The sequence below is a fragment of the Streptomyces sp. NPDC006516 genome (assembly GCF_040611875.1).
Classification (GTDB): domain Bacteria; phylum Actinomycetota; class Actinomycetes; order Streptomycetales; family Streptomycetaceae; genus Streptomyces.
The window spans coordinates 131970-157708 of sequence record NZ_JBEXPD010000012.1; the positions used below are offsets into that span (position 1 = coordinate 131970).

30 protein-coding genes, 3 pseudogenes and 1 riboswitch are annotated in these 25739 nt (G+C 70.8%); of the genes and pseudogenes, 18 read left to right on the top strand and 15 right to left on the bottom strand.

Going from position 1 to position 25739, the window contains the following annotated elements; translation table 11 throughout:
• Window positions 1-122 precede the first annotated feature (122 nt).
• Genes ABZY45_RS27415 through ABZY45_RS27425 form a run of 3 tightly spaced genes read left to right on the top strand, consistent with a single transcriptional unit; the run spans window position 123 to window position 1790 of the window.
• A complete protein-coding gene (locus ABZY45_RS27415) occupies window positions 123-698 on the top strand; it encodes an XRE family transcriptional regulator (RefSeq protein ID WP_356743978.1) in 576 nt (191 codons plus the stop codon).
• A 20-nt stretch (window positions 699-718) separates the two neighbouring features.
• Window positions 719-1270, top strand: coding sequence for a GNAT family N-acetyltransferase (locus tag ABZY45_RS27420; protein ID WP_356743979.1), 552 nt, complete (start codon window positions 719-721; stop codon window positions 1268-1270).
• A 31-nt stretch (window positions 1271-1301) separates the two neighbouring features.
• Window positions 1302-1790: a glutathione peroxidase gene (locus ABZY45_RS27425; RefSeq protein ID WP_356743980.1), complete on the top strand. Its 489-nt coding sequence runs from the start codon at window positions 1302-1304 to the stop codon at window positions 1788-1790.
• Window positions 1791-1905: 115 nt separating this feature from the next.
• Here ABZY45_RS27425 and ABZY45_RS27430 read toward each other — a convergent pair whose 3' ends face one another.
• A complete protein-coding gene (locus tag ABZY45_RS27430; protein ID WP_356743982.1) occupies window positions 1906-3132 on the bottom strand; it encodes an acyl-CoA dehydrogenase family protein in 1227 nt (408 codons plus the stop codon).
• Window positions 3133-3304: 172 nt separating this feature from the next.
• Here ABZY45_RS27430 and ABZY45_RS27435 point away from each other — a divergent pair, with 172 nt between their 5' ends.
• The gene (locus ABZY45_RS27435) at window positions 3305-3955 is read left to right on the top strand and encodes a TetR family transcriptional regulator (RefSeq protein ID WP_356743983.1); all 651 of its coding nucleotides are present in this window, start codon (window positions 3305-3307) and stop codon (window positions 3953-3955) included.
• An 81-nt stretch (window positions 3956-4036) separates the two neighbouring features.
• Here ABZY45_RS27435 and def read toward each other — a convergent pair whose 3' ends face one another.
• Window positions 4037-4588, bottom strand: a complete 552-nt coding sequence (def, locus tag ABZY45_RS27440; RefSeq protein ID WP_356743985.1) for a peptide deformylase — start codon at window positions 4586-4588, stop codon at window positions 4037-4039.
• 114 nt (window positions 4589-4702) lie between these two features.
• Between def and ABZY45_RS27445 the strand changes: the two genes are divergently transcribed.
• The 5 genes from ABZY45_RS27445 (at window position 4703) to ABZY45_RS27465 (ending at window position 9206) form a co-directional block, all read left to right on the top strand.
• A complete protein-coding gene (locus ABZY45_RS27445; protein WP_145811566.1) occupies window positions 4703-5941 on the top strand; it encodes a MurT ligase domain-containing protein in 1239 nt (412 codons plus the stop codon).
• 34 nt (window positions 5942-5975) lie between these two features.
• Window positions 5976-6704 (top strand): glutamine amidotransferase, encoded by a 729-nt coding sequence (locus ABZY45_RS27450; protein ID WP_356743987.1) that lies wholly within the window; start codon window positions 5976-5978, stop codon window positions 6702-6704.
• A 187-nt stretch (window positions 6705-6891) separates the two neighbouring features.
• Window positions 6892-7917 (top strand): 6-phosphofructokinase, encoded by a 1026-nt coding sequence (locus ABZY45_RS27455; protein WP_356743988.1) that lies wholly within the window; start codon window positions 6892-6894, stop codon window positions 7915-7917.
• Between the two features lie 112 nt (window positions 7918-8029).
• Window positions 8030-8980 (top strand): cytochrome c oxidase assembly protein, encoded by a 951-nt coding sequence (locus ABZY45_RS27460; RefSeq protein WP_356743990.1) that lies wholly within the window; start codon window positions 8030-8032, stop codon window positions 8978-8980.
• Between the two features lie 67 nt (window positions 8981-9047).
• Window positions 9048-9206, top strand: a complete 159-nt coding sequence (locus ABZY45_RS27465; protein ID WP_356743992.1) for a hypothetical protein — start codon at window positions 9048-9050, stop codon at window positions 9204-9206.
• A 332-nt stretch (window positions 9207-9538) separates the two neighbouring features.
• On the opposite strand, the gene ABZY45_RS27470 is transcribed toward ABZY45_RS27465, so the two are convergent.
• The gene (locus ABZY45_RS27470) at window positions 9539-10105 is read right to left on the bottom strand and encodes a putative immunity protein (protein ID WP_356743994.1); all 567 of its coding nucleotides are present in this window, start codon (window positions 10103-10105) and stop codon (window positions 9539-9541) included.
• 365 nt (window positions 10106-10470) lie between these two features.
• On the opposite strand from ABZY45_RS27470, the gene ABZY45_RS27475 reads away from it, so the two are divergent.
• Both ABZY45_RS27475 and ABZY45_RS27480 read left to right on the top strand, forming a co-directional pair.
• Window positions 10471-11181, top strand: a complete 711-nt coding sequence (locus ABZY45_RS27475) for a lysophospholipid acyltransferase family protein (protein WP_356743997.1) — start codon at window positions 10471-10473, stop codon at window positions 11179-11181.
• Between the two features lie 86 nt (window positions 11182-11267).
• Window positions 11268-12311 (top strand): NAD-dependent epimerase/dehydratase family protein, encoded by a 1044-nt coding sequence (locus tag ABZY45_RS27480; RefSeq protein WP_356744185.1) that lies wholly within the window; start codon window positions 11268-11270, stop codon window positions 12309-12311.
• 34 nt (window positions 12312-12345) lie between these two features.
• Here the strand turns inward: ABZY45_RS27480 and ABZY45_RS27485 are convergent, their stop codons facing one another.
• The 8 genes and pseudogenes from ABZY45_RS27485 to ABZY45_RS27520 all read right to left on the bottom strand — a co-directional run.
• Complete coding sequence (locus ABZY45_RS27485) at window positions 12346-13923, bottom strand: alpha/beta hydrolase (RefSeq protein ID WP_356743999.1); 1578 nt, start codon at window positions 13921-13923, stop codon at window positions 12346-12348.
• Between the two features lie 151 nt (window positions 13924-14074).
• Window positions 14075-14860 (bottom strand): urease accessory protein UreD, encoded by a 786-nt coding sequence (locus ABZY45_RS27490; protein ID WP_356744001.1) that lies wholly within the window; start codon window positions 14858-14860, stop codon window positions 14075-14077.
• Window positions 14857-15534 (bottom strand): urease accessory protein UreG, encoded by a 678-nt coding sequence (ureG, locus tag ABZY45_RS27495; protein WP_356744003.1) that lies wholly within the window; start codon window positions 15532-15534, stop codon window positions 14857-14859. Before ureG ends, ABZY45_RS27490 begins: the two co-directional genes overlap by 4 nt.
• 50 nt (window positions 15535-15584) lie before the next feature.
• Window positions 15585-16250: an urease accessory UreF family protein gene (locus tag ABZY45_RS27500; RefSeq protein WP_356744005.1), complete on the bottom strand. Its 666-nt coding sequence runs from the start codon at window positions 16248-16250 to the stop codon at window positions 15585-15587.
• A 17-nt stretch (window positions 16251-16267) separates the two neighbouring features.
• Window positions 16268-17989: an urease subunit alpha gene (locus ABZY45_RS27505; protein WP_356744007.1), complete on the bottom strand. Its 1722-nt coding sequence runs from the start codon at window positions 17987-17989 to the stop codon at window positions 16268-16270.
• Window positions 17982-18293, bottom strand: a complete 312-nt coding sequence (locus ABZY45_RS27510) for an urease subunit beta (RefSeq protein WP_356744009.1) — start codon at window positions 18291-18293, stop codon at window positions 17982-17984. The genes ABZY45_RS27505 and ABZY45_RS27510 overlap by 8 nt, the downstream gene beginning before the upstream one ends.
• Before the next feature lie 14 nt (window positions 18294-18307).
• A complete protein-coding gene (locus ABZY45_RS27515; RefSeq protein ID WP_356744011.1) occupies window positions 18308-18610 on the bottom strand; it encodes an urease subunit gamma in 303 nt (100 codons plus the stop codon).
• Between the two features lie 139 nt (window positions 18611-18749).
• Window positions 18750-19007: pseudogene (locus tag ABZY45_RS27520) on the bottom strand (TetR/AcrR family transcriptional regulator); the annotation flags it as partial.
• A gap of 44 nt (window positions 19008-19051) precedes the next feature.
• Between ABZY45_RS27520 and ABZY45_RS27525 the strand changes: the two are divergent.
• Window positions 19052-19298, top strand: a pseudogene (locus tag ABZY45_RS27525) (ABC transporter permease); the annotation flags it as partial.
• 90 nt (window positions 19299-19388) lie between these two features.
• Here ABZY45_RS27525 and ABZY45_RS27530 read toward each other — a convergent pair.
• Window positions 19389-19670, bottom strand: a complete 282-nt coding sequence (locus ABZY45_RS27530) for a type II toxin-antitoxin system Phd/YefM family antitoxin (protein WP_356744013.1) — start codon at window positions 19668-19670, stop codon at window positions 19389-19391.
• A gap of 97 nt (window positions 19671-19767) precedes the next feature.
• Here ABZY45_RS27530 and ABZY45_RS27535 point away from each other — a divergent pair, with 97 nt between their 5' ends.
• The 3 genes from ABZY45_RS27535 (at window position 19768) to ABZY45_RS27545 (ending at window position 21731) form a co-directional block, all read left to right on the top strand.
• Window positions 19768-20403, top strand: coding sequence for an ATP-dependent Clp protease proteolytic subunit (locus tag ABZY45_RS27535; RefSeq protein WP_356744015.1), 636 nt, complete (start codon window positions 19768-19770; stop codon window positions 20401-20403).
• Window positions 20404-20410: 7 nt separating this feature from the next.
• Window positions 20411-20719 carry a hypothetical protein gene (locus ABZY45_RS27540; protein WP_356744017.1) on the top strand — a complete coding sequence of 103 codons (309 nt, stop codon included), beginning with the start codon at window positions 20411-20413 and terminating at the stop codon, window positions 20717-20719.
• A gap of 341 nt (window positions 20720-21060) precedes the next feature.
• Window positions 21061-21257: riboswitch (cyclic di-AMP (ydaO/yuaA leader) on the top strand.
• 3 nt (window positions 21258-21260) lie between these two features.
• Window positions 21261-21731 (top strand): C40 family peptidase, encoded by a 471-nt coding sequence (locus ABZY45_RS27545; RefSeq protein WP_356744019.1) that lies wholly within the window; start codon window positions 21261-21263, stop codon window positions 21729-21731.
• Window positions 21732-21749: 18 nt separating this feature from the next.
• Here ABZY45_RS27545 and ABZY45_RS27550 read toward each other — a convergent pair whose 3' ends face one another.
• The gene (locus ABZY45_RS27550) at window positions 21750-22391 is read right to left on the bottom strand and encodes a LysE family translocator (protein ID WP_356744021.1); all 642 of its coding nucleotides are present in this window, start codon (window positions 22389-22391) and stop codon (window positions 21750-21752) included.
• 72 nt (window positions 22392-22463) lie between these two features.
• On the opposite strand from ABZY45_RS27550, the gene ABZY45_RS27555 reads away from it, so the two are divergent.
• Window positions 22464-23378 (top strand): LysR family transcriptional regulator, encoded by a 915-nt coding sequence (locus tag ABZY45_RS27555; RefSeq protein ID WP_356744023.1) that lies wholly within the window; start codon window positions 22464-22466, stop codon window positions 23376-23378.
• Between the two features lie 68 nt (window positions 23379-23446).
• Here ABZY45_RS27555 and ABZY45_RS27560 read toward each other — a convergent pair whose 3' ends face one another.
• Window positions 23447-23878, bottom strand: coding sequence for an ATP-binding protein (locus ABZY45_RS27560; protein WP_356744025.1), 432 nt, complete (start codon window positions 23876-23878; stop codon window positions 23447-23449).
• 224 nt (window positions 23879-24102) lie between these two features.
• Here ABZY45_RS27560 and ABZY45_RS27565 point away from each other — a divergent pair.
• Together ABZY45_RS27565 and ABZY45_RS27570 are read left to right on the top strand one after the other, a co-directional pair.
• Window positions 24103-24243 (top strand): annotated as a pseudogene (locus tag ABZY45_RS27565) (helix-turn-helix transcriptional regulator); the annotation flags it as partial.
• Window positions 24223-24537 (top strand): DUF397 domain-containing protein, encoded by a 315-nt coding sequence (locus ABZY45_RS27570; protein ID WP_356744187.1) that lies wholly within the window; start codon window positions 24223-24225, stop codon window positions 24535-24537. The pseudogene ABZY45_RS27565 and the gene ABZY45_RS27570, both read left to right, overlap by 21 nt.
• Here the strand turns inward: ABZY45_RS27570 and ABZY45_RS27575 are convergent.
• The gene (locus ABZY45_RS27575; protein WP_356744027.1) at window positions 24530-25678 is read right to left on the bottom strand and encodes an 8-amino-7-oxononanoate synthase; all 1149 of its coding nucleotides are present in this window, start codon (window positions 25676-25678) and stop codon (window positions 24530-24532) included. The genes ABZY45_RS27570 and ABZY45_RS27575 overlap by 8 nt on opposite strands.
• Between the last annotated feature and the right edge of the window lie 61 nt (window positions 25679-25739).

Sequence of the window (25739 nt, forward strand, 5' to 3'; positions counted from 1 at the left end):
ATCGGCGGCTCGGGCGAGCCGCTATGCGGCTTATATTCCTTTTACAGCCTGACACGGCATCACCTGATCGGCACATCGGCCCCCCTCGCCCCATTTCTCTGATCTGAGATAGAATCCTTTATATGAGAGAACTGGAGGCGCCGGCCTCCGTGGACGCCAGGCTGGCGGCCCGGCTGGGCATGCTCCGCACCGAGCACGGCTGGTCGCTCGACGAGCTGTCGCGCCGCGCCGGTGTGAGCCGCTCGACGCTCTCCCGGCTGGAGCGCGGCGAGCTGAGTCCCACCACCACCGTGCTGGGCCGGCTCTGCACCGTGTACGGGCGGACGATGTCGCGCCTGCTCATGGAGGTGGAGGCGGAGCCGCCGCACCTGGTTCCCGCCGCACAGCAGCCGGTGTGGCGGGACGCGCGCTCCGGATTCGTCCGGCGCTCCGTCTCGCCGCCGCACGCCGGACTGCGTGCGGAGATCATCGAGGGCACACTCGACGCGGGCACCGACATCGCGTACGAGAACGCGCCCGTGCCCGGTGTCGAGCAGCACATCTGGGTACTCGAAGGCACGGTCGAGATCACCGTCGACGGCACGGTGCACACCGTGCGCCAGGGCGACTGCCTGCGCTTCAGGCTGCGCGGCCCGTCCCACTTCCACTGTCCGGGCCCTCACCCGGTCCGCTACGCACTGATGATCGTCCTGCCGTGAATGTGAAAGGACCCCGCTCCATGACCGAGATCGTCCCCGTGTCCGGCCCCGAACTGGTCACCTACGCCGATGAACTCGCAGCCCTGCTGGTCGAGGCCGTGGAAGGCGGGGCGTCCGTGGGGTTCCTCGCACCGCTGGACCGGGCGGACGCCGCCGTCTGGTGGCGGGAGCGGGCCGCCGCGGTCGAGGCCGGGAGCCACCAGGTCTGGATCGCCCGCGACGACGAGCGGGTGGCGGGCACGGTCGGCCTGGTCAAGGCACCCCTGCCCAACGCACGCCACCGCGCGGAAGTGGCCAAGCTGATCGTCAGGCCCTCCGCCCGCGGCCGGGGGGTCGGCCGCGCACTGCTCACGGCCGTCGAGGAGTGGGCCGCCGAGGAAGGGCTGACGCTGCTGGTCCTGGACACCGAGACGGACAGCCTCGCCGAGCGGCTCTACACCGCGGCGGGCTGGACGGCGTGCGGCTCCATCCCCCGGTACGCGGCGGACCCCTCCGGCGCACTCAGAGGAACGACCCTCTTCTACAAGGAGCTCGGCCACCCCGCCGCCGGCGAGGAGGGCGCGTCACAATGACTGTGACGCCACACGACCGAGGAGATCACGCATGACGCTGCACGACATCCCGCTCCGCACCCTGACCGGCGAGCCGACGACGCTGGGGGCCTACGAGGGCTCGGCCGTCCTCCTGGTCAACGTCGCCTCCAAGTGCGGGCTCACGCCCCAGTACGCGGGCCTTGAGCGGCTGCAGAAGGAGTACGGAGACCGCGGGTTCACCGTGCTCGGCGTGCCCTGCAACCAGTTCGCGGGCCAGGAGCCGGGCAGCGCGGAGGAGATCCAGACGTTCTGCTCGACGACGTACGGCGTCAGCTTCCCCCTGCTGGAGAAGATCGACGTCAACGGCGAGGACCGCCACCCTCTCTACGCCGAGCTGACGAAGGTCAGCGACTCCGAGGGCGCGGCAGGTGACGTCCAGTGGAACTTCGAGAAGTTCCTGATCTCCCCGGCCGGCGAGCCGGTCGCCCGGATCCGCCCCCGGACCGAGCCGGAGGCCCCGGAGGTCGTGGCGGCCATCGAGGCGCAGCTTCCGCGGTAGCCGCGAGCGGTACGGACGGCACGCGGGGCCGGACCGGCGCACGGTCCGGCCCCGCGTCATCGCCGCCCCTTCGTCCGGAGCGCGCCGGGCCCCGGCATGCTCCGGACGAGCGGCCTCAGCGGATCGGCATGCCCGACAGGGTGCGGGCGATCACCAGGCGCTGGATCTCGCTCGTGCCCTCGAAGATGGTGTAGATCGCGGCGTCGCGGTGCATGCGCTCGACCGGGTACTCGCGCGTGAAGCCGTTGCCGCCGAGGATCTGGACGGCCTGGGCGGTGACCGACTTCGCCGTCTCGCTGGCGTAGAGCTTGGACATCGAGCCCTCCGCCGCGGTGAAGGGCTTCCCCGCGCTGGCCATCCAGGAGGCGCGCCACACCAGGAGCCGCGCGGCGTCGATCTGCGTACGCATGTCCGCCAGCTGGAAGGCGACGCCCTGGTTGTCGATGATGGGGCGCCCGAACTGGCTGCGGGTCTTGGCGTAGTCGAGGGCGACCTCGTACGCCGCGCGCGCGGTGCCGACCGCCATGGCACCGACGGCGGGGCGGGACGCCTCGAAGGTGGCCATCGCCGCGTTCTTGACGCGCTCGCCGCCGGACCTGGCGCGCTCGCGGGCCCGGGCGAGGCGCTCGTCGAGCTTCTCCTTGCCGCCCAGCAGGCAGTGACCGGGGACGCGGACGTCCTCCAGGACGACCTCGGCCGTGTGCGAGGCGCGGATCCCGTGCTTCTTGAACTTCTGCCCCTGGGAGAGGCCGGGCGTGGCGGGCGGGACGATGAAGGAGGCGTGCCCCTTCGAGCCCAGCTCCGGGTCGACCACGGCGACGACGACGTGGACGTTGGCGATGCCGCCGTTGGTCGCCCAGGTCTTGGTGCCGTTGAGCACCCATTCGTCCTTGGCCTCGTCGTACACGGCGCGCGTACGCATCGAGGCGACGTCCGAGCCGGCGTCGGGCTCGGAGGAGCAGAAGGCGGCGACCTTCACGTCGGACGCGTCGCCGTACATCTGCGGGATCCAGGTGCCGATCTGCTCCTCGGTGCCGTTGGCCAGCACACCGACGGCCGCGAGCCCCGTACCGACGATCGACAGGGCGATGCCCGCGTCACCCCAGAAGAGCTCTTCCATCGCCACGGGGATCCCCAGGCCCGTAGGGTCGAAGAACTGCTGGGCGTAGAAGTCGAGGGAGTAGATGCCTACCTTGGCCGCCTCCTGGATGACGGGCCAGGGCGTTTCCTCACGCTCGTCCCACTCCGAAGCGGCCGGCCGGATCACCTCGGCGGCGAATCCGTGCAGCCAGTCACGGACCTGCTTCTGGTCGTCGTTGAGCTCGAGCGTGAACTCGGCCATGTTCCCTCCATGCACTTCCGGATAACCCGTTACTAGCGGTAACAACAGTCTGTTACCAGCAAGTAGCTTCTGTCAACCGGTCAGCTGGGGATCCGCGCACGGCAGAGCAGGGTGTTACGTTGCCCGGGCGTGACGAGATCGCAGGACAGCTGGGTGGGGCGGGAGAAAAGACATGGAGACCGCACGAGGGGCCGAACGGCAGCGGACGGCGGCCGAGAGACGCCGTCGGGAGCTGCTGGAAGCCGCGGACCGAGTGGTGCTCAGGGACGGCCCCAAGGCCTCGATGAACGCGATCGCCGCGGAGGCCGGGATCACCAAGCCCATCCTCTACCGGCACTTCGGCGACAAGGGCGGTCTCTACCGCGCGCTCGCCAAGCGCCACACCGATGCGCTGCTCAGCGCCCTGCGGGCCGCGCTCGACGCGCCGTCCGAGCGGCGTGCACGGGTCGAGTCGACGCTCGACACCTACCTCGCCGCGATCGAGGCACGTCCGCAGGTCTACCGCTTCCTGATGCACCCGTCCGACGACGCGGCCCCCTCGCCCGAGCAGGGTTTCGACGTCGGCCGCCACTCGGCCCCACTGCTGCGCCGGCTGGGCGAGGAGCTCGGCAAGGTGATCGTGGAGCGGGTGGACCTCGGCCCGGACGGCGAGCAGATGGCACGCATCTGGGGCCACGGCATCGTCGGCATGATGCACGCAGCCGGGGACTGGTGGCTCGGTGACCGGCCGTGTTCGCGCGAGACGCTCGTACGCAGTCTCGCCGACCTGCTGTGGGGCAGGCTCGCCGAGGCGGGCGACCTGCCGGGCGGCCCGGGGTTCTGAACGCCCGCCGGGCCGCGATCGCCGCCGTGCTCACGCGGCGCGAGCGGCACGGGCCACGCGTTCCCGGGGGCGTGCCCGGCCTCAGGCGGTGACCGTGCGGCCCCAGGGCGCCCGCCGGGCGGCACGGAGCGCCCTGGCACGCCGCAGGCCCGTCAGGCGGTCCGTGTAGATCCGGCCTTCGAGATGGTCGCACTCGTGCTGCAGGCAGCGGGCGAACCAGCCGTTGCCCGTGATCCGCACCGGCTCCCCGGTCACGGACCGGCCCTCGACGACCGCGTGGTCGAAGCGCGGGGTGCCTGCTTCCAGGCCCGGAAGTGAAAGGCATCCCTCCGGTCCGCGTACGGTGATCCCGTCGGCCTCGACGAGGACGGGGTTGACGAGGTGGCCCACGTGCCGGACGTCGTCGTCGTCCGGGCAGTCGTACACGAACACCTTGAGCGGTACGCCGATCTGGTTGGCGGCGAGTCCCACTCCGTTCGCGGCGTACATCGTGGCGAACATGTCCTCGACCAGGCGGGCGAGGGAAGGTCCGAAGTCGGTGACGTCGTCACAGGGACCGTGCAGCACCGGGTCACCGAACAGGCTCATGGCACGGACGCGTCCGGAACTGCCGGGGATCGGGCGGTTTCGCATGGGGAGAAGCGTACGTTCCACGTGACCTCCACCTTCCCCGTGGTGCCGAGGTGCGGTCGCCGCGCCGGACATCGATAGGCTGGGCGCGGACTTACGCAAGGAGGATCTAGGACGATGGCAGGCAACACGGAGCCGTTGTCGCCGCGGGCCAAGCTCGCCGTGACGGCGGGCAAGGCCGCGGCGGCGGTGTCGCGCGCTGCGGGGCGCGGCAGCGGATCGGTGATCGGCGGCCGGGTGGCGCTCAAGCTCGACCCCGACCTGCTCGGGCGGCTGGCGCAGCACCTGGACGTGATTCTCGTGTCCGCGACGAACGGCAAGACGACCACCACCCGGCTCATCGCCGAGGCGCTCCGGGCCGCTGGGCCCGTCGTGTCCAACGCCCTCGGGGCCAACATGCCCGCGGGGATCACCTCCGCGCTGGCGGGCGGCTCGGACGCGCGGTACGGCGTGATCGAGGTGGACGAGAAGTACCTCGCCGGTGTGGCACGCGACACGACCCCCAAGGTGATCGCGCTGCTCAACCTCTCCCGCGACCAGCTGGACCGCGCGGCGGAGACCCGGATGCTGGCGGAGAAGTGGCGTGAGGGGCTGTCCGGCTCCAAGGCCGTGATCGTGGCCAACGCCGACGACCCCCTGATCGTCTGGGCGGCTTCCTCCTCCCCCAACGTGGTGTGGGTCGCCGCCGGACAGGCGTGGAAGGACGACGCCTGGTCCTGCCCGTCCTGCGGCGGTGTGATGCAGCGGCCGGGCGACGACTGGTTCTGCGGCGAGTGCGGCTTCCGCCGCCCCGCGCCGAGCTGGGCGCTGAACGGCGACTACGTCCTGGACCCGCACGGTTCCGCGTGGCCGATCCACCTCCAGCTGCCGGGCCGTGCCAACAAGGCCAACGCCACCAGCTCGGCCGCCGTGGCCGCCGTCTTCGGTGTGCCGCCGCAGGTCGCGCTGGAGCGCATGTACCAGGTGCAGGCCGTGGCCGGCCGCTACGACGTCGTCACCTTCCTCGGCCGCGAGCTGCGGCTCCTGCTGGCGAAGAACCCGGCGGGCTGGCTCGAGACGTTCTCCCTGATCGACCCGCCGCCGACCCCCGTGATCCTCTCGGTGAACGCACGCGGCGCCGACGGCACGGACACCTCCTGGCTGTGGGACGTCGACTACACGCAGCTCTACGGGCACCCGATCTTCGTGCTCGGCGACCGCAAGCTGGACCTCGCGGTCCGGCTCGAGGTGGCCGGACTGGACTTCCGTGTCTGCGAGAACCTCGACGAGGCGGTCCAGATGGCTCCGCCCGGCCGCATCGAGGTCATCGCCAACTACACCGCCTTCCAGGATCTGCGCCGTCGTGTCGGCAACTGACCCCCGCGCGGGCAACCCCCGGAGAGGACGAAGCATGAGCAACAACAGCCTGCGGCTGGTGTGGGTCTATCCCGACCTCCTCAGCACCTACGGCGACCAGGGCAACGCCTTGGTGGTGGAGCGCCGGGCACGCCAGCGCGGCCTGGACGTGTCGCGTGTCGACGTGCGCAGCGACCAGCCCATCCCGACGTCGGGCGACATCTATCTGATCGGCGGCGGGGAGGACCGGCCCCAGCGGCTCGCCGCGGAGCGGCTGCGCCGTGACGGCGGGCTGAGCAGGGCCGCGGCCAACGGCGCGATCATCTTCTCGGTCTGCGCCGGCTACCAGATCCTCGGCCACGAGTTCATCAACGACCTCGGGGAGCGGGAGCCCGGCCTCGGGCTGCTCGACGTCGTCTCCACCCGGGGCGAAGGCGCCCGGTGCGTCGGTGACGTGCTCGGCGACATCGACCCGAACCTGGGTCTGCCGCCGCTGACCGGCTTCGAGAACCACCAGGGTGTCACCCACCTCGGCCCGACGGCCCGCCCGTTCGCCCGGGTCCGGCTCGGCCGGGGCAACGGCACGGGGGACGGCACGGAAGGCGCGTACAACGACACCGTCTTCGGTACGTACATGCACGGGCCCGTGCTGGCGCGGAACCCGCTCATCGCGGACCACCTGCTCAAGCTGGCCCTGGACGTGAACGCGCTGCCGCCGAGCGACGACCGGTGGTACGAGGCGCTGCGCGCCGAGCGGATCGCCGCGGCGACCCAGCCCGCCTGACGTACTTCCCACGGACCGGCCCGTTCCACGGGCCGGTCCGCAGGTGTGAGCGGCCGGTGTACGTCCGGTGGACGTCCAGCAGTCGGACAGTGGGTTCGGTCCCGTCACCCAGCGCCGGTAGGGTGGCGGGGATCCAACCGGACGACGTGGTCCGGCGTCGGCCCACGTTGCAAAGGTTTCCCGGGCAATGCGAATTGGTGTGCTCACCTCCGGCGGCGACTGCCCCGGCCTCAACGCCGTCATCCGTTCCGTCGTGCACCGTGCGGTGGTCGACCACGGCGACGAGGTCATCGGCTTCCACGACGGCTGGAGGGGCCTCCTCGAGTGCGACTACCGCAAGCTCGACCTCGACGCGGTCGGCGGCATCCTCGCTCGTGGCGGCACCATTCTCGGCTCCTCCCGCGTCCAGCCCGCGCATCTGCGTGACGGCGTCGAGCGGGCCAGGGGCCATGTCGCCGACCTCGGCCTGGACGCGATCATCCCGATCGGCGGCGAGGGCACGCTGAAGGCCGCCAACCTGCTCTCCGAGGCCGGCCTGCCCATCGTCGGGGTACCGAAGACGATCGACAACGACATCGCCTCCACGGACGTGACGTTCGGCTTCGACACGGCTGTCGGAGTCGCGACCGAGGCGCTCGACCGGCTGAAGACCACGGCCGAGTCGCACCAGCGCGTGCTGATCGTCGAGGTCATGGGCCGTCACACCGGCTGGATCGCACTGCACTCGGGCATGGCGGCCGGCGCGCACGCCATCGTCGTACCGGAGCGCCCCTTCGACATCGACGAACTGACCGATGTGGTCGGCCGGCGCTTCTCCGACGGCAAGAAGTTCGCGATCGTCGTCGTGGCCGAGGGCGCGAAGCCGCGGGAGGGCTCCATGGAGTTCAACCAGGGCACGAAGGACATCTACGGCCACGAGCGCTTCGCGGGGGTGGCGACGCAGCTCTCCGGTGAGCTGGAGCAGCGCCTGGGCAAGGAGGCCCGCCCGGTGATCCTCGGCCATGTGCAGCGCGGCGGCACCCCGACCGCGTACGACCGCGTCCTCGCCACCCGCTTCGGCTGGCACGCCGTCGAGGCGGCGCACCGCGGTGAGTTCGGCATGATGACGGCACTGCGCGGTACCGACATCACGATGGTGCCGCTGGCGGCGGCGGTGGAGACCCTGAAGACGGTTCCCGACGAGCGCTACGCCGAGGCACAGGTCGTCCTCTGACCCGCCACACCGTCCGCTGAACCGCCCCCGGCCGCACTCGCGGCCGGGGGCGGTTCTACTCTGGTCCGGACAACCGGCACGAATCGGGGACGTCCCCGGCGGGAGTGAACAGATGGATCACAGCGGGCACGGCATGAACATGGATCTGCCGCCGTTCACGCTGGGACGCGGACTCGAATTCTCCGCGGACCCGTTCTTCCTGGTCGGCTGCGTCGCCGCGCTCGTCCTTTACGGATACGCGGTCGCGCGACTGCGCGGCCGGGGCGACAGCTGGCCGGTCAACCGGATCGTCTTCTTCGTCCTGGGCGTGCTGACCATCGCCCTGGTGATGTGCACCGGTCTCAACGACTACGGCATGGTCATGTTCAGTGTGCACATGGTGCAGCACATGGTGATCAGCATGGTCTCTCCGATCCTGCTGCTGCTGGGTGCCCCCGTCACGCTCGCGCTGCGAGCGCTGCCGGTGGCGGGCCGGGACCGTACGGGCCCTCGCGAGCTGCTGCTCAAGCTGCTCCACAGCCGCTACCTGCGGATCATCACGCACCCGGCTTTCACGATCCCGCTCTTCATCGCGAGCCTCTACGCGCTCTACTTCACCCCGCTGTTCGACTTCCTGATGGACTCGAAGCCCGGCCACATCGCGATGATGGTGCACTTCCTGGCGGTCGGCCTGGTGTTCTTCTGGCCGATCATGGGCGTCGACCCCGGCCCCCACCGGCCCGGCTACGTGATGCGGATGCTGGAGCTCTTCGCGGGAATGCCGTTCCACGCCTTCTTCGGGATCGCGCTGATGATGGCGAGCCAGCCGATGGTGAAGGCGTACGAGAACCCCCCGGCCTCCCTGGGCGTCGACGCGCTGAGCGACCAGTCCGTGGCGGGGGGCATCGCCTGGGCGTTCAGCGAGATCCCGTCCGTGCTGGTGCTGATCGCTCTCGTCTTCCAGTGGTACCGCTCCGAGCAGCGGTCGGCGAAGCGCACCGACCGCGCGGCGGACCGCGACGGCGACCAGGAGCTGAAGGCGTACAACGCCTATCTCGCCTCATTGCAGACACGCGGGCAGTAGCGGTGGGTGCGCCTCAGGGGTGACCATGGCTCCAACGGCCGTGCGGCCGGGTGAGGAGCGTGTGCTCATGCCTGGATCCACGAAGACCATGGGGGTGCTCACCGTCGGCGCCCTGATCGCGGTGACGGCGTACACGGTGGCGCTGGGAAGCAACGGCTGGCTGTGGTTCGGCTGGGTGGTGCTGGGCTTGGCCACCCTGGGGATGGTCGCCACTCGCGACACCTGAACCGGCGGCGGACGGGGCCTCGGCGAGGACTCGCCCCGCGCTCGGCTCGGCACCGGAGGAGGCGGGGCGCGTACCGCCACGCCGTCGCGGTCGGGCGGCGGGGCGGTAGCTGTGGGCGTTCAGGTGTGCGTGGTCGCGCGGTCGTCTGCGCTCTGTCGACGTGGCCATTTCTGCCTGGCCGACGCGGGTCGTCCCTGTGTTGCGGCGCGGTCAATGCTGCGTGGCCGGGCGACTGATCGCGATCATGGCCGTGTCGTCGCCCAGCCGGCCGCCGACGTGGTCCGATGCGGTAGCGAGGGCGCGCCAGGTCGCCGAGGCCCAGCGGTGAAGCGTCAGGCGGGGAGGGCGAGCGCGCGCAGACCGTCGTCCAGCAGCCGGATCAGCTCACCGACCCGTCCTCCGCCGCTCGGCGCAGCCGGGAAGCGCTGGAGCACGTCGACGACTGCCGGAGTCGCGCGGCGCACCAGCTGCCGGACGTGGTCCGCACCGATGCTCCGGTCGTCGCCGGCGGCGAGTTCCACCGCTCGGGCGGCGTAGGCGCCGGCGCCGAGGATGTGCTTGACCTGGGTGGCCTTGGCGAGCGGATGCAGGTAAGCGGAGCCTGCCGCGGACATGGCTGCCCATGCCGCCTCGTGGGCTGCCGCGGTCTCCGCGCTCTTGGCCGCCTTGAGGGCCGCCGACGCGGTGTCGCGCAGAGCCTTCCCCCGCTCCCCGCCGCGAGCGAAGTCCCACGCGGCACCGACAGCGTCTCGAGGCCGCGCGTCGTCCGGCTGGTCCGCCTCGAAGATCGCGAGCACAGCCTCCGCGCAGGCGCCGGCGAACGCGGCGACCTCACGGAGATCCTGCTTGCTCACAACAATCCCGCCCACGTCTCCCGCGTACCCCGCGTCCCCAGTCATGCATCCATCTTGCACGGGGGCACGGGGACACGGGGACACAGGGGGCACAGGGGGCACAGGGGCACAGTGCCGGCACGCGGCCGGGGAGTGTGTGCCGCCGGTGTTCCAACCGCTCGCGGGGGCAGCAGAGAACGCAGGCAACGGGCCGGCTCGGCGATCCGGAGAACGCCCGGCCCAACGCGCACCGCTCCGGACCCTCGGTGGGCGGCCGAAACGGGGCTACGATCGATCGTTCAGGAGTAGTACCGAGTTCGAACGGTCTGCCGACTGATGGCGCGTCAGGTAAGTCGGTCAAGAGCGACACCGTCATGTGTGATCCGGCAGAACGCGGCAACCAGCCCGGTCAGAAGGCTAGGAGAGAAGCTGTGTTCTATTACGTTCTGAAGTACGTCGTCCTGGGCCCCCTGCTCCGGCTGGTGTTCCGTCCTCGCATCGAAGGGCTGGAGCACGTTCCCGACGAGGGTGCGGCCATCGTCGCGGGCAATCATCTGTCCTTCTCCGACCACTTCCTGATGCCCGCGATCATCAAGCGCCGCATCACGTTCCTCGCGAAGGCCGAGTACTTCACCGGCCCCGGAATCAAGGGCAAGCTGACGGCCGCCTTCTTCCACAGCATCGGGCAGATCCCCGTGGACCGTTCGGGCAAGGAGGCGGGGCAGTCGGCGATCCGCGAGGGGCTGGGGGTGCTGAACAGGGGGGAGCTGCTCGGCATCTACCCGGAAGGCACCCGTTCGCACGACGGACGGCTGTACAAGGGCAAGGTCGGGGTCGCCGTGATGGCGATCAAGGCAGGCGTCCCCGTCGTCCCCTGCGCGATGGTCGGTACGTTCGAGATCCAGCCGCCTGGGCAGAAGGTGCCCCGGATCAAGCGGGTCACGATCCGCTTCGGGGAACCGATGGACTTCTCCCGCTACGCGGGCATGGAGAACGAGAAGGCGGCGATCCGCGCGGTGACGGACGAGATCATGTACGCCATCCTCGGTCTCTCGGGGCAGGAGTACGTCGACGAGTACGCCGTCAAGGCGAAGGCGGCCCAGGCCGAGCAGCCCAGGAAGTTCCCGCGGCGGTCACGCTGAGCGTGGACTCTGCCGACGGCAGATTTGCCTGTTCCGGGGGCTGGGGCGGCCGTAGCGTTCGGTGCATGACCGGAGGACGAGCGTTCGTGCTGGGCGCGACAGGACAGATCGGCAGGGCCGCGGTGCGGGCCCTGACCGAGGACGGCTGGGAGGTCACGGCGGCCTCACGCGGAGGCGGCCGTGACGCCACATGGAGCGGTGGAGTGCGCGCCCTCGCGCTCGACCGGGAGGAGAAGGGGGCACTCGCGGCAGCGCTGGGCGACGGCTGCGACGTCCTGGTGGACATGGCCGCCTTCGGCCAAGATCACGCCGCCCAGTTGTCGGGGCTCGCGGACCGGATCGGTTCCGCGGTCGTCATCTCCAGCGGCGCGGTGTACGAGGACGACCGAGGCCGGAGTTTCGACACCCAGGACGAGCCGGACGGCTTCCCGCTGTATCCGGTGCCGATCCCGGAAACGCAGCGCACCGTGGCCCCGGGGGAAGCGACGTACGGGACGCGGAAGGTCGCACTCGAACAGGAACTGCTCGCGGCCGGCGAGAGGCTGCCGGTGACGCTGCTCCGGGCGGGCGCGATACACGGCGAGCACTGCCGCACACCACGCGAGCTGTACTTCGTCAAGCGCCAGCTCGACGGCCGGGCACGACGGGTTCTCGCCTACGACGGGCAGAGCCGCTTCCACCCGGTCCACGTGACCAACCTTGCCGAACTGATACGTCTCGCGGCCCGCCGTCCGGGCTCCCGGGTGCTCAACGCGGGTGATCCGCAGGCGCCGACGGTCGCGGAGATCGCCGCCGCCGTCGACGACGTGCTCGGCGTGAGGACCGAGACGGTGCTGGTGGCGGGTCCGCCGCCCGAGGGAGGTGTCGGGGAGACACCGTGGTCGGGTGCCCGCCCCGTGGTCTACGACATGTCGCTCGCCGATCAGGAGCTCGGCTACCGCCCGGTGACGGACTACGCGGAGTCGCTCCCCGGGACCGTCGAGTGGCTCGCGGCACAACTGCGCGGCCAGGACTGGAGGCAGGCCTTCCCGAAGATGCTGCGCAACTACGGCGAAGGCCTCTTCGACTACGTGGCCGAGGACGCCTGGCTTGAGCGGTACGACCGCGGACGCGAGAGCGGGCGGCCCTGAGAATCCCGGCCGCCCGCTCTCTCTCACAGGGTTTTTACGGCTTCGGCGTGGCGTGCGGCGTGCACGTCACATCGCGCCGGTCGGTCTTCCCGGTGAGCAGGTAGGTGTCCACCCGCTCGTTGACGCAGGGGTTGACCAGGCCGGTGACACCGTGCGAGCCGGCGCCCTCCTCGGTGATGAGACGGGAGCCCTTGAAGCGCTTGTGGAGCTCGACAGCGCCTTCGTACGGCGTGGCGGCATCACGCGTGGACTGCACGATCAGCACGGGAGGGAGCCCCTTGCCGGTGCGCACGTCCAGCGGCGTCTGCTGCTTGGACGGCCAGGTCGCACAGGGCAGGTTCATCCAGGCGTTGGCCCAGGTCATGAACGGGTACTCCTGGTGCAGCCTGGTGTTGTCGCGGTCCCACTTGCGCCAGCTGGTGGGCCACTTGGCGTCCGCGCACTCGACCGCGGTGTAGACGGCGTTGCCGTTCTCCGAGCTGATGTTGCCAGCGGTGTCCGACAGGTCGGGTGCCGCGGCGTCGATCAGCGCCTGGGTGTCGCCGCCCAGGTAGTCGCTCCAGATCTGGGCGGTGGGCGCCCATGCGGAGTCGTAGTAGGGCGCGCCCTGGAAGAATCCGATGAGCTCGGCGGGTCCGACGACGCCACCGATCGGGTTCTTCTTGGCCGCGGCGCGCAGGGTCAGCCACGCCTGCTCGACCTTCTCCGGCGTGTCACCGATGTGGTAGGCGGCGTCGTTCGCGGCGACCCACGCCTTCCAGTCGTCCCAGCGTGTCTGGAAGGCGATGTCCTGGTTGAGGTTGGCCTCGTACCAGATGTTGTCCTTCGCGGGGTTGACCACGCTGTCGACGACCATGCGGCGCACGTGCGACGGGAAGAGCGTGCCGTAGACCGCGCCCAGGTAGGTGCCGTAGGAGACGCCCAGGAAGTTGAGCTTCTTCTCACCGAGCGCGGCCCGGATGACGTCCAGGTCGCGTGCGGTGTTGGGCGTGGTCATGTGCGGCAGCATCCAGCCGCTGCGCTCGGCGCAGCCGTCGGCGTACTCGGCGGCGAGCTTGCGCTGAGCACGCTTGTCGGCCTCGCTGTCGGGGACCGGGTCCGCCTTCGGGGCCTTCACGAACTCCTGCGGGTCGATGCAGGAGATCGGCGCCGAGTGGCCGACACCGCGCGGGTCGAAGCCGACGAAGTCGTATGCCTTCGCGGTCTTCGTCCACAGCGGGTTCTTGTTGACGATGCGCTTCGGGAACGCCATACCCGAGCCGCCGGGGCCTCCGGGGTTGTAGACGAGCGCGCCCTGGCGCTCGTCCTTCGTACCCGTGCTGATGTGCCGGTCGACGGCGAGCTTGATCTGCTTGCCGTCGGGCTTGCTGTAGTCGAGCGGCACCGTCACCCAGCCGCACTGGATGGGCGCGGCGATCGCCCAGTCGGCCGGACAGTCCGTCCAGTCGATACCCTTCTTCGCCGCCCGGGCCGCGGCGGTCTGGACACCGCGCGCTTCCCGGTCACCGTGGTGGCGGCTGTCGGCGCCTGCGGCCGGTGCGGCTATCGCCCCTGCTATGAGCGTGCCCGCTATCAGAGTGCCGGCCGAACCGAGCACCGCTGTGCGTCTCAAGTGGAACCTCCCCCTGTGTGATGCGCCGCCGGTGGCGGCGCGTCGTTCGTTCGTCCCGTGGATCCTTTCGCCTGTGAGCCTGCTGAGAACAGGGCGTACACATGTTTCTTTACCGAACCAATAACCGGTGTCACTGTCCCGCTGAGCGAACTCACGCCCGCCCGTGGGCCCTTGTCCCCTTCATAAGGCCCTCCAGGGCCTCGTCCAGCACCGCGCGGAGCAGCCGTGCGTCGGCAGCGAGCGCCGTCACCAGGACGGCGGGGCCGGCCAGCGGCGCCAGCACGGCGGTGGGACCGAGGACGCGGGCTGCGGGAGCTCCCTGGCCGAACGCGGGATCGACGACGAGCAGTTGTCCCACCGCCCGATGGCCGCCCAGGACGGCCGCCCCGTCCCAGCCGCCGGGGGCCCCCGGGCCGTATGCCAGCTGCTGGTCGAGCAGCGGACGGCCGGCCCTGCGGACGATCAGACGGGTGGTGAGCCTGCCGGTGGATTCGCCGTGGCGCCCCAGGACCTGTTCCTCCCGGAGCACCAGACGCGCGGTGGGCGCGAGTTCGGCGCGAGTGGTCATGTCGAGGTCACTGCCGTGCGCGGAGACGAGCGGTTCGGGGAGCCAGCGCAGCTCGGCCTCCTCTCCCACGCTCAGCCGCACGTCGTACGTGGCCGGTCCCGCGTCCGGGTCGGCTCCCGGCAGCGCCACGGTCGCGGCGGCGGAGTCCACGGTCAGCCGCGCGCCGTCCTCGGCCCGAACCTCGACGGCGAGCCGGTCGCCACCGAGGGGGGCACTCATCGCGCCGACCACGGTGACGCGCGCGTACGCGGTGTCGGGGGATCTGGTGCGGCGTACGGCGAGGGGGCCGGCGCTCTCGAGCACGGGCAGCACCGTGCCACCCGGCCCGCCGGCTATGGCGGTGATCCGGGCGGTGGCCTCGACGCTCATGCGGCCCAGGCGGCGAGCTGTGCCCGCACCCAGTCAGCGACGGGTGCGACACCGTCGGGACCGGTCAGGGAGGTGAACACCACGGGGAGTTCGCCCCGTTGCGCCGCGGCGTCCTCGGCCATACGCCCCAAATCGGAACCGACGTAGGGCGCGAGGTCGGTCTTGTTGATGACGAGCAGGTCGGCGGTGGTGACGCCGGGCCCGCCCTTGCGCGGGATGTCGTCTCCGCCCGCCACGTCGATCACGAAGATCTGGGCGTCGACGAGGCCCCTGGAGAAGGTGGCGGTGAGATTGTCGCCGCCGGATTCGACGAGGATCAGGTCCAGGGGCCCCACGGAGTCCTCGAGGTCCTCGACCGCTTCGAGGTTGGCGGAGATGTCGTCCCGGATCGCGGTGTGCGGGCAGGCGCCGGTCTCGACGGCCTGGATGCGCTCGGGGGGCAGTACGGCGTTGCGCAGCAGGAAGGCGGCGTCCTCACGGGTGTAGATGTCGTTGGTGACGACGGCGATGGAGATCCTGTCGCGCAGGGCCCGGCAGAGTGCGGCGACGGTCGCGGTCTTGCCGGAGCCGACCGGCCCGCCGAGGCCGATGCGCAGAGCGCGCCGGGTGCCGTCGGGACGTGCGGCGTCGGCGCTGACGGCTGCGGGCCCGTTGTGGGCATGGTCGAGGTGCATGGAATGCGGCTCCTGGTGTCGTCTGGTGCGGTCGGAGGGCTGGGTTGGGTTCAGGACGCGAACAGGCGGACCGGCCAGGCAGCGTGGGCCTCGGCCGAGATGTCGAGCAGCGGGGCCGAGGCGGCGGGCAGGGCCTCGAGGCCCTTCCGTGCGGCTTCCGCTGCCTGCTCTGCGACCTGGTCGAGTGCGGGGGCGAGCCGGGCGAGGACGGCGGTGGCCTCGAAGGGGTCGAGGGAGAGCAGCCGGACCACCGCGGTGGCCGGGCCACTGACCGTCTCGTAGGCGACGCAGTGCGCGGCGTCCTCGGGGCCGAGACCCGCCGCCCGGGCCGTGAGGCCGAGAACGACGGGCTGGTGGGCACCGCGGGGCCGGGCTTCGGCCAGCGCCGCCAGTTCGGGGCTGGGCCAGGTGGCCCGGGCGGCCCTCATCAGCTGGCGTCCGAGCTTGCGCGCGACGTTCCTGAGTGCGGGTGAGGGTGTCCGGGCATCGGCGGCCTCGTCGAGCGCGAGCGGGTCGAGGCCGTGGGCCGCCGCGGCGGCGAGTGCGGCGGAGGTGAGCCCGGTGGTGTGGAGACGGCCCAGGCAGAAGGCCGCCAGATCCTGGGCGTTGCGGATGTGTCCTGCCTTGACGGCCGGTTCGGCGCCACCGGAGTGGGCGTGACCCCCGGCGGGGAACCGGCCGTCGGCGAGGACCAGCAGGGCTGCGCGTGTCGTCATGAAGTGCTGTCCTGCCCTCAGAAGAGGAAGTACCGCTGCGCCATGGGGAGTTCGGCTGCGGGGGCGGGTTCGACCGGATCACCGTCGATGGTCACGGCGAAGCTGTCGGGGTCGACCTGGACCCGGGGCAGGGCGTCGTTCTCGCGCATGTCCGCCTTGGTGACGCCTCGGGTGCTGCTGATCGGTACGAACGCTTTGCCGAGGCCCAGGCGTTCCGGGAGCCCGTCCTCCACGGCCGAGGCGGACACGAAGTTCAGGGAGTTGGCTGCGGGCGCCCTGCCCACGGCCCCGAACATCGGGCGGGGCATGACCGGCTGCGGAGTGGGGATCGAGGCGTTCGCGTCACCCATCTGCGCGTACGCGATCTGGCCTCCCTTGATCACCGTCTGCGGCTTGACCCCGAAGAAGGCCGGGTCCCACAGGACGAGGTCGGCGAGCTTGCCGGTCTCGACGGATCCGATCTCCCGGTCGAGCCCTTGGGCCACAGCCGGGTTGATCGTGTATTTGGCGACATAGCGACGTGCACGGTGGTTGTCGGCGCGGCCGTCGCCCGGCAGGGCGCCGCGGCGCCGCTTCATCACGTGAGCTGTCTGCCAGGTCCGCAGGATCACTTCACCGATGCGCCCCATGGCCTGCGAGTCGGAGGAGATGATCGAGATGGCTCCGAGGTCGTGGAGGATGTCCTCGGCCGCGATGGTCGAGGGCCGGATCCGGGACTCCGCGAACGCCAGGTCCTCCGGCACCGCGGGGTTCAGATGGTGACAGACCATCAGCATGTCGAGGTGTTCCTCGATGGTGTTGACGGTGTGCGGCCGGGTCGGGTTGGTGGAGCTGGGCAGGACGTACGGTTCCGAGACGACGCTGATGATGTCGGGCGCGTGCCCTCCCCCCGCGCCTTCCGTGTGATAGGCGTGGATGGAGCGCCCCGCGATGGCGGCCAGGGTGTCGGCGACGAAGCCGGCCTCGTTGAGCGTGTCCGTGTGGATGGCGAGCTGGGCGCCGGTCTCCTCGCAGACGCTCAGACAGGCGTCGATGACCGCGGGAGTGGCACCCCAGTCCTCGTGGATCTTGAATCCCAGCGCACCGGCGCGCAGCTGGGAACGCATGGCTTCGCGGGACATCGTGTTGCCCTTGCCGAGCAGCCCGATGTTGACGGGGTACCCGTCGAGCGCCTCGAACATCCGGGCGAGGTGCCAGGGCCCGGGGGTGATCGTCGTCGCCTTGGTTCCCTCCGCCGGCCCGGTGCCGCCGCCGACGAGCGTGGTGATGCCGGAAGCCAGGGCCTGATCGACGAGGGTCGGCGAGATGAAGTGGACGTGTGCGTCGATGGCTCCGGCGGTGATGAACTTGCCGTTGCCCGCGATGATTTCCGTCTCGGGTCCGATGACCAGGTCCGGGTGGACACCGTCCATGGTGTCGGGGTTTCCGGCTTTCCCGATGCCGGTGATCCGGCCGTCACGGATGCCGATGTCGGCCTTGACGATGCCCCAGTGGTCGATGATGACGGCGCCGGTGACGACGGTGTCGGGCGCGCCTTCCGCTCGCGTGGTGCGCGCCTGGCCCATCGACTCACGGATCACCTTGCCCCCGCCGAACACGGCTTCGTCACCGGCGTGTCCGGGCCCGCCTGACCTGTCCTCCTCGATCTCCACGACGAGATCGGTGTCCGCGAGCCGGATGCGGTCGCCGGTGGTGGGCCCGAACAGATCGGCGTACACGGCACGGCTGAGTTCAGGCATCGAGGGGACCTCCGGTGTCGCCGCGCAGTCCGGGGACGATGCGCAGCCCTGCGAGCGGGACGAGTTCGACGTCGACGGGGATGCCGGGCTCGAAGCGCACGGCGGTTCCCGCGGCGATGTTCAGCCGCAGCCCGTGGGCGGCGCCGCGGTCGAAGTCCAGGCCCGGGTTGGCCTCGGCGAAGTGGTAGTGGGAGCCGACCTGGACGGGCCGGTCGGCGGCGTTGAGGACGGTGAGGCGGGTGACCGGGCGCCCATCGTTGAGGGGCACCGGACTGTCCGCGTACAGGATCTCTCCAGGGATCATCAGCCGATCCCCCGTCAGACGATCGGGTCGTGGACGGTGACGAGCTTGGTGCCGTCCGGGAAGGTGGCCTCGACCTGGACGTCGTGGATCATCTCCGGGATGCCTTCCATGACGTCCTGCCGGGTGAGCACCTTCCTGCCGGAGGCCATCAGTTCGGCCACGGTGCGGCCGTCGCGCGCCCCTTCCAGCAGGTGCGAAGTGATCAGCGCGATCGCCTCGGGGTGATTCAGCCGCAACCCGCGCGCCCGACGCTTCTCTGCGACATCGGCCGCCACATGGATGAGCAGGCGTTCCTGTTCGTGCGGAGTCAGTTGCACGCTTCCACCCTCTTCGTCTTCCGCCCGGTACCTGCCCCGGGCGCAGCGGGACCCTATCCCGACTTCAACACTCTGTTGAACGATGAAGAGGATTCCGCGGCCAGGTATTGCACGTTAGGGCGGAAGTTTTTCCGGCGCGTTAACTGATCTTTTGCGGATCCATGGTCATCAGCCCGCGCAGCCCGTTCTCCAGGACCTCGGGCTCGGCCCGCCGAACGGCGCCTCCTGCGCCAGGAAGCCCTGCGCGGTCGCGATCATGATGCGGGCGACCTCGTCGGCGGGCACACCGGGCGGCATGAGACCCGCCGCGCGGGTAGGCCTGTACCAGTGCCCTCCAGGCCTCACGCATGCCCGCGAAGCCCTCCCCAAGGGTCTGTGCCAACCGGTCGTCCCGCACACCTCGGCCCGCACCTGACCATGAGCGCGGCACACTCGCGGTGCCCGCGAGGAGTGGCGGGCGCGGCACGGCCGGCCACGGAGCAGCTGGAGAAGCAGTCAGAGAACCGGGAGGGCACCTTCGGGTTCACCGGTACGCCGACGCGGACGCCGCCCGCGCCGCGATCGAGGACCGGGCCGTATACGGCGGGGTCGCGGTCCCGGCCGAGGGTCCCGCCCGCTCACCGCCTCGGCCGCGAGTCCCGTCGTCGCACCGTTGCTCACGGAGGCGGTCACACAGGCGGCACCAGGCAGAAGCGCGGCACCGGTCACGGACGCCGCCGCCCCCGACACCGATCGCGGGCGGAGTGCGCGGCCGTCACTCCGCCCGCCCTGCGCCCGGTCAGTCGTCCTGGTCGTGACCGCGGTGTTCCGCGGCGATCCCGAAGCGCCGTCGTTCGCCCTGAGCAGATGCCGCCGAGTGGATCGACGAGACGGAACGGATCACCTGCTCCTCGGCCTCCTGCTCCTCGTTCTCGAGTCGTTGCAGATCAGCGGCGGAAACCAGCGCCACGAGCGGCTTGCCATGGCGCGTCACGACAACCCTCTCGCCGCCGTACACAACACGGTTGATCAGCTCGGCGAGCTCTGCGCGGGCTTGCGTCACCGGAATCTCGTAGGCCATAGTCCCCATCATAACCATCTGTACGTCCTGTACATTTTTTACGTACTGCTCGTACGGACCGGTTCCGCCTGTGGGAAATCAGAGGAGAGGGCCCGCCATGTTCCGTCCCGCCGCCCGCCATGTCCTGCCCGAGTTCACCGAGCGCACCGCCTACGGGCCCCGGACGATGGATCCCTACGCGAAGCTCCTGTCCGAGCGCATCGTCTTTCTCGGCACTCCCGTCGACGACACCGCGGCGACCGATCTGATCGCGCAGTTCATGTACCTGGAGCACGCGGATCCGGACCGTCCGCTGTCCCTCTACGTCAACTCGCCCGGTGGCTCCTTCAACGCCATGACGGCGATCTACGACACCATGCGCTACCTGGCGTGCGAGGTGGAGACCTTCTGTCTCGGACAGGCGGGGTCGAGTGCCGCCGTACTCCTCGCAGCCGGTGCGCCCGGACGCCGACATGCCCTGCCCGGCTCCCGGGTAGTCATCCAGCAACCCGCCCTGGACGAGCCGTTGAGGGGACAGCCCTCCGATCTCGAGATCGCGGCCTCCGAGTTGCTGCGCGAGCGCGAACTGCTCACGGCCATGCTGGCGCGTCACACGGGGCGGTCCGTACGGGAGATCAGCGCCGACATCGACCGGGACACCGTTCTCGACGCGCCCGCCGCCCTGGCGTTCGGGCTGGTGGACCACGTCGTGGAGAACCGCATGCCACCCCTGCCGCCGCATCTCGCGAGGTGAACGCCCGATGCTTTCGCCCCAGTTCCCGCCGCTCCCCGCACTGACCCGCGCCGAGGCCGAGTTCATCGACTGCTACCTGGAGGCCCTCGACCAGCTCGGCCGCATCAACCCGGCGCGCGGCAGCGACACCTACGGAGCGCTTCGCGCCGCTCAGGCGCTCGCCTCCCGCGCCACCGCCCTCCGTGACGCACTCACGCTGATGCACGAGCGGGGCGAGTCACAGATCCACGCGGCCACGCTGGCCCGGGCGCTGCGACTGCTGGACGGGGAGCGGCGTGCCGGACGCGTCGCGCTGCCTCCGGCCGCGTCGAGTTGACCGCGGACGACGCCCGACTCCGGCGTCCGGCCGGGCTTTCGGCGCCCTCACACGACACGCCCGGCCACGTGATGAGTTTTCCTCGCTCGTTCGGCTCAGGGGCTCCCCCGCCCGAGGGACGGCTCAACTTGCGCAACAGATGCGGACGCTGAGCGGAATTCGTCGTTCCGTCGCTGGTACGCGGCTGGTCGGGCGGCAGCGCCGGGCCTTCGGGCGCACCCCGTCCACCCGAACGGATCAGTGGTGACGACTCTCACATATCGGAACTTCGACGAGGAAAAGGGACGGTTCGTGCGTAAAGATCCCTGGGACGACAAGCCCCCGCCACCGCGGCGGGGCGGTCCGGGCGGACGCCGAGTCCTGCCGCCGTCCGGATGCCTGGTCGACAGGAGTGGATCGGCAGGAGTGGAGGACCCGAGCACAACGGGCCGACCGGACATCCGGACAGCCCTCGGGGTGAAGCCGCTTCGCGCGGCCGGGCAACTTCGCCAGCCCGAACCCGACAGGTCACCCTTCACAGGCGGCTGACGAAGGGTTGCGCATGCCTGCGCAGGTTCATGTCCCGTCTCTCATCGCCCGGGTCGGTACGGCCTCGGTTCTCACATTCGCCGTCGGCACCACCATGCTGACCCCCGGTCTCGTGAACGAGGCCGAGGCCGCGGGCCATTCGACGAGGGCGCTGGACATCGCGGCCTCCAAGAAGGGTGCACCGTACAGATGGGGGGCCACCGGCCCCCACAGGTTCGACTGTTCCGGCCTCACGCTCTACGCGTTCAAGAAAGTGGGCAAGAAACTCCCCCGCACGGCCCAGCAGCAGTACAACAAGACCCGCCATATCTCCAGGTCGCAGCGGAAACGCGGCGACCTGGTCTTTTTTCACGCGGGCCGCAGCGTTTACCACGTCGGTATCTACGCCGGCAACGGAAAGATGTGGCACTCACCGAAGACCGGGGCCGTGGTCCGGCTGGAGCGGATCTGGTCGAACAGCGTCTGGTACGGGAGGGTCCGCTGACAGCTCTCCCCCTCCGGTTCAGCGCAGCAGGGGCCCTGTCACCAGGACGAGTCCCAGCGCGGTGAGCGCCGTGCCGCTGCCGCCCTCGATCGCACGGGCGGTACGCGGCCGGCGCAGCCACCGGCCCAGCCGGTCCACCAGCAGCGCCACGGCCGGGAACCAGATGAGCGCGAGCAGCACGACCACCGAGGCCAGCAGCAAGGTCCTGGGCAGCGGCGGCGAGCCGTCGGGAACGAACTGGGGCAGCAGGCTGAGGAAGAGGACGGGCGCCTTCGGGTTGAGGGCGTTCGTCAGAAAGCCCTGGCGCAGGGAGCGGGCCCACGTCGTCGGTGCCCCGCCTCCCTGTCCCTCCCCGGCCTCTCCTTCCCGGACCGCGTTTCGCCGCAGCGCGTACAGGCCGCTGAGTCCGAGCCAGAGCACATAGGCGCCGCCGAGCAGCTGAACGGTACGAAACAGGACCGGCATGGTCACGAGCACGGCGGCGAGCCCTGCGACGGCCAGCGCGGTGTGTACCAGCAACCCTCCGGCGACCCCCACCGCGGAGGCGAGACCGGACCGCCGGGAGGCGAGTGCGTTGCGTACGACGACGGTGAAGTCCGCGCCGGGCAGCGCGACCATACCCGCGGCCACGGCGACGAAAGCGAGCAGTTGTGCGTCCATGGGTCCACCTTGAACGCCCGGAGCCTTTAGCGTGTACTTGCAATCTTCTGGGTCCGCCAAAAGGAACGCTTAATGTACGACCCCACACGGCTGGCCGCGCTGGTGGCGGTGGCCGAGGCCGGCTCGATCACACGGGCAGCGGCTCGGCTGGGCTACACCGCGCCCGCACTCTCGCAGCAGCTGGCCAAGCTGGAGCGGGAGGCCGGGGCCGCCCTGCTCGTGAGACACCATCGTGGAGCACGGCTGACGGCGGCCGGCGAGCTCCTGGCGGGGCGTGCCAGGCGCGTCCTGGACGAGATGGACCAGGCGCGGCACGAGCTCGCCCGGCTCGCCGGGCTTTCGGGCGGCCGGCTGCGCGTAGGGACCTTCGTCACCGCCGGGATCCACCTGCTGCCCCCGGTGCTCACCGCGTTCCGCCGTGCCCACCCCGACGTCGAGCTGGCCGTCACGGACTACGAGCCGCCGGCCGGGGTCGCCGCGGTGGCGGCGGGGGACGTGGACCTGGCGTTGACCCACGCGTACGAGCCGGCGGCCCCTGATCCACTGCCTGCGGGCGTGTTCTCGGAGCCGTTGCTCGTCGAGGAGCTGGTGCTCGTCACCGCCGTCGGCCAGATGCTCTCCGAGGGAAGCGGTCCGCTGCCCGTGTCCGAACTGGCCGGCCGGCCACTGATCAGCAGCGCGCCGGAGCACCCGCCCAGGCGCGGGGTGGAGCGTGCGCTCGCCGAGGCGGGGGCGACGCCCGCCGTGGTGTGCGAGTCGCCCGGCTACGCCCTGGTGTGCGCGCTGGTCAGTGCGGGCCTCGGCGTGGCAGTCGTGCCGGAGATGGTCGCGGCGATGTCCCCGGCACCACTCGCCGTACGGCGCCTGGAGCCGGCGACGTTCCGGCGGACGATCTCGGTGGCGCACCGGGGGACCCGGAACACGGCGGCCTCGGAGACACTGACGGCGCTGCTGCGCAGCGGATTCGGCCGTACCACCACGTCGTAGCTGTCGGGCGGGCGGCCCGGCGGGGCAATCGTCGCCTCGTCCCGGTGCGGCGGCCCACCCGTGGAATCTCAGGCCTGCGTGGGAACGGCCCAGGGAAGCTCGATCGCCACGGTCTTGCCCCCGTCCGGAGTCGGGCTGACGCTGAGCCGGCCACCGCGTTCCTTGGCGAGCGCCCGGACGATCACCATGCCGCGGCCGTTGTCCTGCCGTACAGCCGCGGGCAGGCGCTGGGGCCAGCGGGGGTGGCTGTCCGTGACCCCCAGATACAACTCGACGTCACGATCCAGGCGCAGGTCCACGGTGAAGGTGGGTGACTGGCCGAAGGTGTGCTGGACCGCGTTCGTCGCGAGCTCCGAGACGATCAGCTGGATGGCGTCGGCGGTCTCGCTCCCGTCCGCGAGACCCCACTCGGCGAGTACGCGCGCCACGTGTCTGCGGGCCCGGGACACCGAGACCGGGTCGCTCGGCAGGGTGACAGTTGCTTCTTGCTGGTCTGCCATGGCGACGCCGTCCCTTTCCCGCCTGACCGACCCGCGATCGGCCTGGATTGTGCTTCGCGCCAGAGTGCCACCGATACGGCCCTCGGTGACGGCGATCCACCAAGATGTGCATATATCTGCCGCCCAATCCGGTGAACTCTCCCCCGTAGCCGTACACAAGCGTCACACTGGCCACTTTCCGAGCCGCCGCCGCAGAGGCTCTCCGCGGGAGGAGAGGAGCCGACATGCGCCACGGCCCGCTGGTACGCCGACGCAGACTCGGGGAGGAACTGCGCGGCCTGCGCCATGCCGCCGGGCTCACCAGCCGGGAGGCCGCGGACAGGCTGGGCTGGCACCAGTCGAAAGTGAGCCGGATCGAGACGGGCACGAAAACAACTGGCGTTCGCTGGACCTCATCGCCGCAGCAGGCCGCAGCGGTCAGGCGGAACCTTCAGACTGCCCGAGGGGGCGCGATGTCCGACCGTCCCGCACAGCCCGGCCCCAGCTGGCGGCGCAGCAGCCGCAGCACAGGGATGAACAACTGCGTGGAAGCCGCACCGCTCGGCGAGGACCGACTGGCCGTGCGGGACTCCAAGGACGTGGCCCTGCCACCGCTGCGCTTCTCGGCGGAAGCCTGGACGACCTTCGTGGCCGGACTGCACGGGCCCCTGATCAGCTGACGGGCACGGGTGCCGTCGCGACGACCGCCCCTACGGCGAAAGCGATCTGTTCCTCCGTGAGGTCCGCGCGCGCCGTCAGCCTGAGCCGCGAGATCCCGTCAGGCACCGACGGCGGCCGGAAACATCCCACCGCCAGGCCCGCGCCGCGGCAGTCGGCCGCCCAGCGCACCGCGGACTCCGCCGAGGGCGCACGGACGGAGACGACGGCGGCGTCGGGGCGTACGGCGGTGAGCCCGGCGGCGGTGAGCCGCCCGTACAGCTCGGCCGCGACCCTCCCGGCTGCGGCCGCGCGTCCGGGCTCCCGGCGCAACAGCCGCAGGGCGCCCAGCGCTCCACCCACCGCGGCCGGAGCGAGCCCGGTGTCGAAGATGAACGTACGGGCGGTGTTGACGAGATGACCGATGACGCGGGCCGGGCCGAGGATCGCACCGCCCTGGCTGCCCAGCGACTTCGACAGAGTCAGCGTGGCGACGATCCCCTCGCCGCCCGCGAGCCCGGCGGCGGCGAGTGCGCCTCGCCCGCCCTCACCCAGGACGCCCAGCCCGTGCGCGTCGTCCACCAGGAGGGCCGCCCCGGCTTCGCGGCAGACGTCCGCGAGGGCGGGCAGGGGGGCCGCGTCGCCGTCCACCGAGAAGACCGAGTCGGTCACGGCCACCGCCCGTCCACCGTGTGCGCGGAGCGCCTTGCGTACGGCTTCGGGGTCCGCGTGCGGTACGACGGCGACGGCCGCCCTGGAGAGGCGGCAGCCGTCGACGATCGACGCGTGGTTGCCCGCGTCGGAGACGATCAGTGAATCCTGTCCGGTCAGCGCGGTGAGAGCCGCCAGATTGGCCGCGTAGCCCGAGGAGAACACGAGGGCCGCTTCGAATCCGCAGAAGTCGGCGAGTTCGCGCTCCAGCTCGGCGTGGAGTGCGGTGGACCCGGTGACCAGTCGCGAACCGGTGGAGCCCGCGCCCCACTCCCGCGCGGCCTCGGCGGCGGCCGAGGTGACCTCGGGGTGCCGGGTGAGCCCCAGATAGTCGTTGCCGGCGAGGTCCAGCACATCCGTCCCGGAGGGCCTGGGGCGCAGGCTCCGGACGAGTCCGGCATCGGCCCGGCGGCGCGCCGCGTCGTCGATCCAGTCGAATGGGGCGTAGGACATGAGCGGGTCCCTTTTGTAGGCAGCTCACAGACCCTAACCGGGTGCGCAACAGGCCAGGGTG

Excerpts from the sequence above, each read along its gene's own strand:
- ABZY45_RS27415 (WP_356743978.1), top strand. The coding sequence starts at position 123 with ATGAGAGAACTGGAGGCGCCGGCCTCCGTGGACGCCAGGCTGGCGGCC.
- ABZY45_RS27420 (WP_356743979.1), top strand. The coding sequence starts at position 719 with ATGACCGAGATCGTCCCCGTGTCCGGCCCCGAACTGGTCACCTACGCC.
- ABZY45_RS27425 (WP_356743980.1), top strand. The coding sequence starts at position 1,302 with ATGACGCTGCACGACATCCCGCTCCGCACCCTGACCGGCGAGCCGACG.
- ABZY45_RS27430 (WP_356743982.1), bottom strand. The coding sequence starts at position 3,132 with ATGGCCGAGTTCACGCTCGAGCTCAACGACGACCAGAAGCAGGTCCGT.
- ABZY45_RS27435 (WP_356743983.1), top strand. The coding sequence starts at position 3,305 with ATGGAGACCGCACGAGGGGCCGAACGGCAGCGGACGGCGGCCGAGAGA.
- def (WP_356743985.1), bottom strand. The coding sequence starts at position 4,588 with ATGCGAAACCGCCCGATCCCCGGCAGTTCCGGACGCGTCCGTGCCATG.
- ABZY45_RS27445 (WP_145811566.1), top strand. The coding sequence starts at position 4,703 with ATGGCAGGCAACACGGAGCCGTTGTCGCCGCGGGCCAAGCTCGCCGTG.
- ABZY45_RS27450 (WP_356743987.1), top strand. The coding sequence starts at position 5,976 with ATGAGCAACAACAGCCTGCGGCTGGTGTGGGTCTATCCCGACCTCCTC.
- ABZY45_RS27455 (WP_356743988.1), top strand. The coding sequence starts at position 6,892 with ATGCGAATTGGTGTGCTCACCTCCGGCGGCGACTGCCCCGGCCTCAAC.
- ABZY45_RS27460 (WP_356743990.1), top strand. The coding sequence starts at position 8,030 with ATGGATCACAGCGGGCACGGCATGAACATGGATCTGCCGCCGTTCACG.
- ABZY45_RS27465 (WP_356743992.1), top strand. The coding sequence starts at position 9,048 with ATGCCTGGATCCACGAAGACCATGGGGGTGCTCACCGTCGGCGCCCTG.
- ABZY45_RS27470 (WP_356743994.1), bottom strand. The coding sequence starts at position 10,105 with ATGACTGGGGACGCGGGGTACGCGGGAGACGTGGGCGGGATTGTTGTG.
- ABZY45_RS27490 (WP_356744001.1), bottom strand. The coding sequence starts at position 14,860 with ATGAGCGTCGAGGCCACCGCCCGGATCACCGCCATAGCCGGCGGGCCG.
- ureG (WP_356744003.1), bottom strand. The coding sequence starts at position 15,534 with ATGCACCTCGACCATGCCCACAACGGGCCCGCAGCCGTCAGCGCCGAC.
- ABZY45_RS27500 (WP_356744005.1), bottom strand. The coding sequence starts at position 16,250 with ATGACGACACGCGCAGCCCTGCTGGTCCTCGCCGACGGCCGGTTCCCC.
- ABZY45_RS27505 (WP_356744007.1), bottom strand. The coding sequence starts at position 17,989 with ATGCCTGAACTCAGCCGTGCCGTGTACGCCGATCTGTTCGGGCCCACC.
- ABZY45_RS27510 (WP_356744009.1), bottom strand. The coding sequence starts at position 18,293 with ATGATCCCTGGAGAGATCCTGTACGCGGACAGTCCGGTGCCCCTCAAC.
- ABZY45_RS27530 (WP_356744013.1), bottom strand. The coding sequence starts at position 19,670 with ATGGCCTACGAGATTCCGGTGACGCAAGCCCGCGCAGAGCTCGCCGAG.
- ABZY45_RS27535 (WP_356744015.1), top strand. The coding sequence starts at position 19,768 with ATGTTCCGTCCCGCCGCCCGCCATGTCCTGCCCGAGTTCACCGAGCGC.
- ABZY45_RS27540 (WP_356744017.1), top strand. The coding sequence starts at position 20,411 with ATGCTTTCGCCCCAGTTCCCGCCGCTCCCCGCACTGACCCGCGCCGAG.
- ABZY45_RS27545 (WP_356744019.1), top strand. The coding sequence starts at position 21,261 with ATGCCTGCGCAGGTTCATGTCCCGTCTCTCATCGCCCGGGTCGGTACG.
- ABZY45_RS27550 (WP_356744021.1), bottom strand. The coding sequence starts at position 22,391 with ATGGACGCACAACTGCTCGCTTTCGTCGCCGTGGCCGCGGGTATGGTC.
- ABZY45_RS27555 (WP_356744023.1), top strand. The coding sequence starts at position 22,464 with ATGTACGACCCCACACGGCTGGCCGCGCTGGTGGCGGTGGCCGAGGCC.
- ABZY45_RS27560 (WP_356744025.1), bottom strand. The coding sequence starts at position 23,878 with ATGGCAGACCAGCAAGAAGCAACTGTCACCCTGCCGAGCGACCCGGTC.
- ABZY45_RS27575 (WP_356744027.1), bottom strand. The coding sequence starts at position 25,678 with ATGTCCTACGCCCCATTCGACTGGATCGACGACGCGGCGCGCCGCCGG.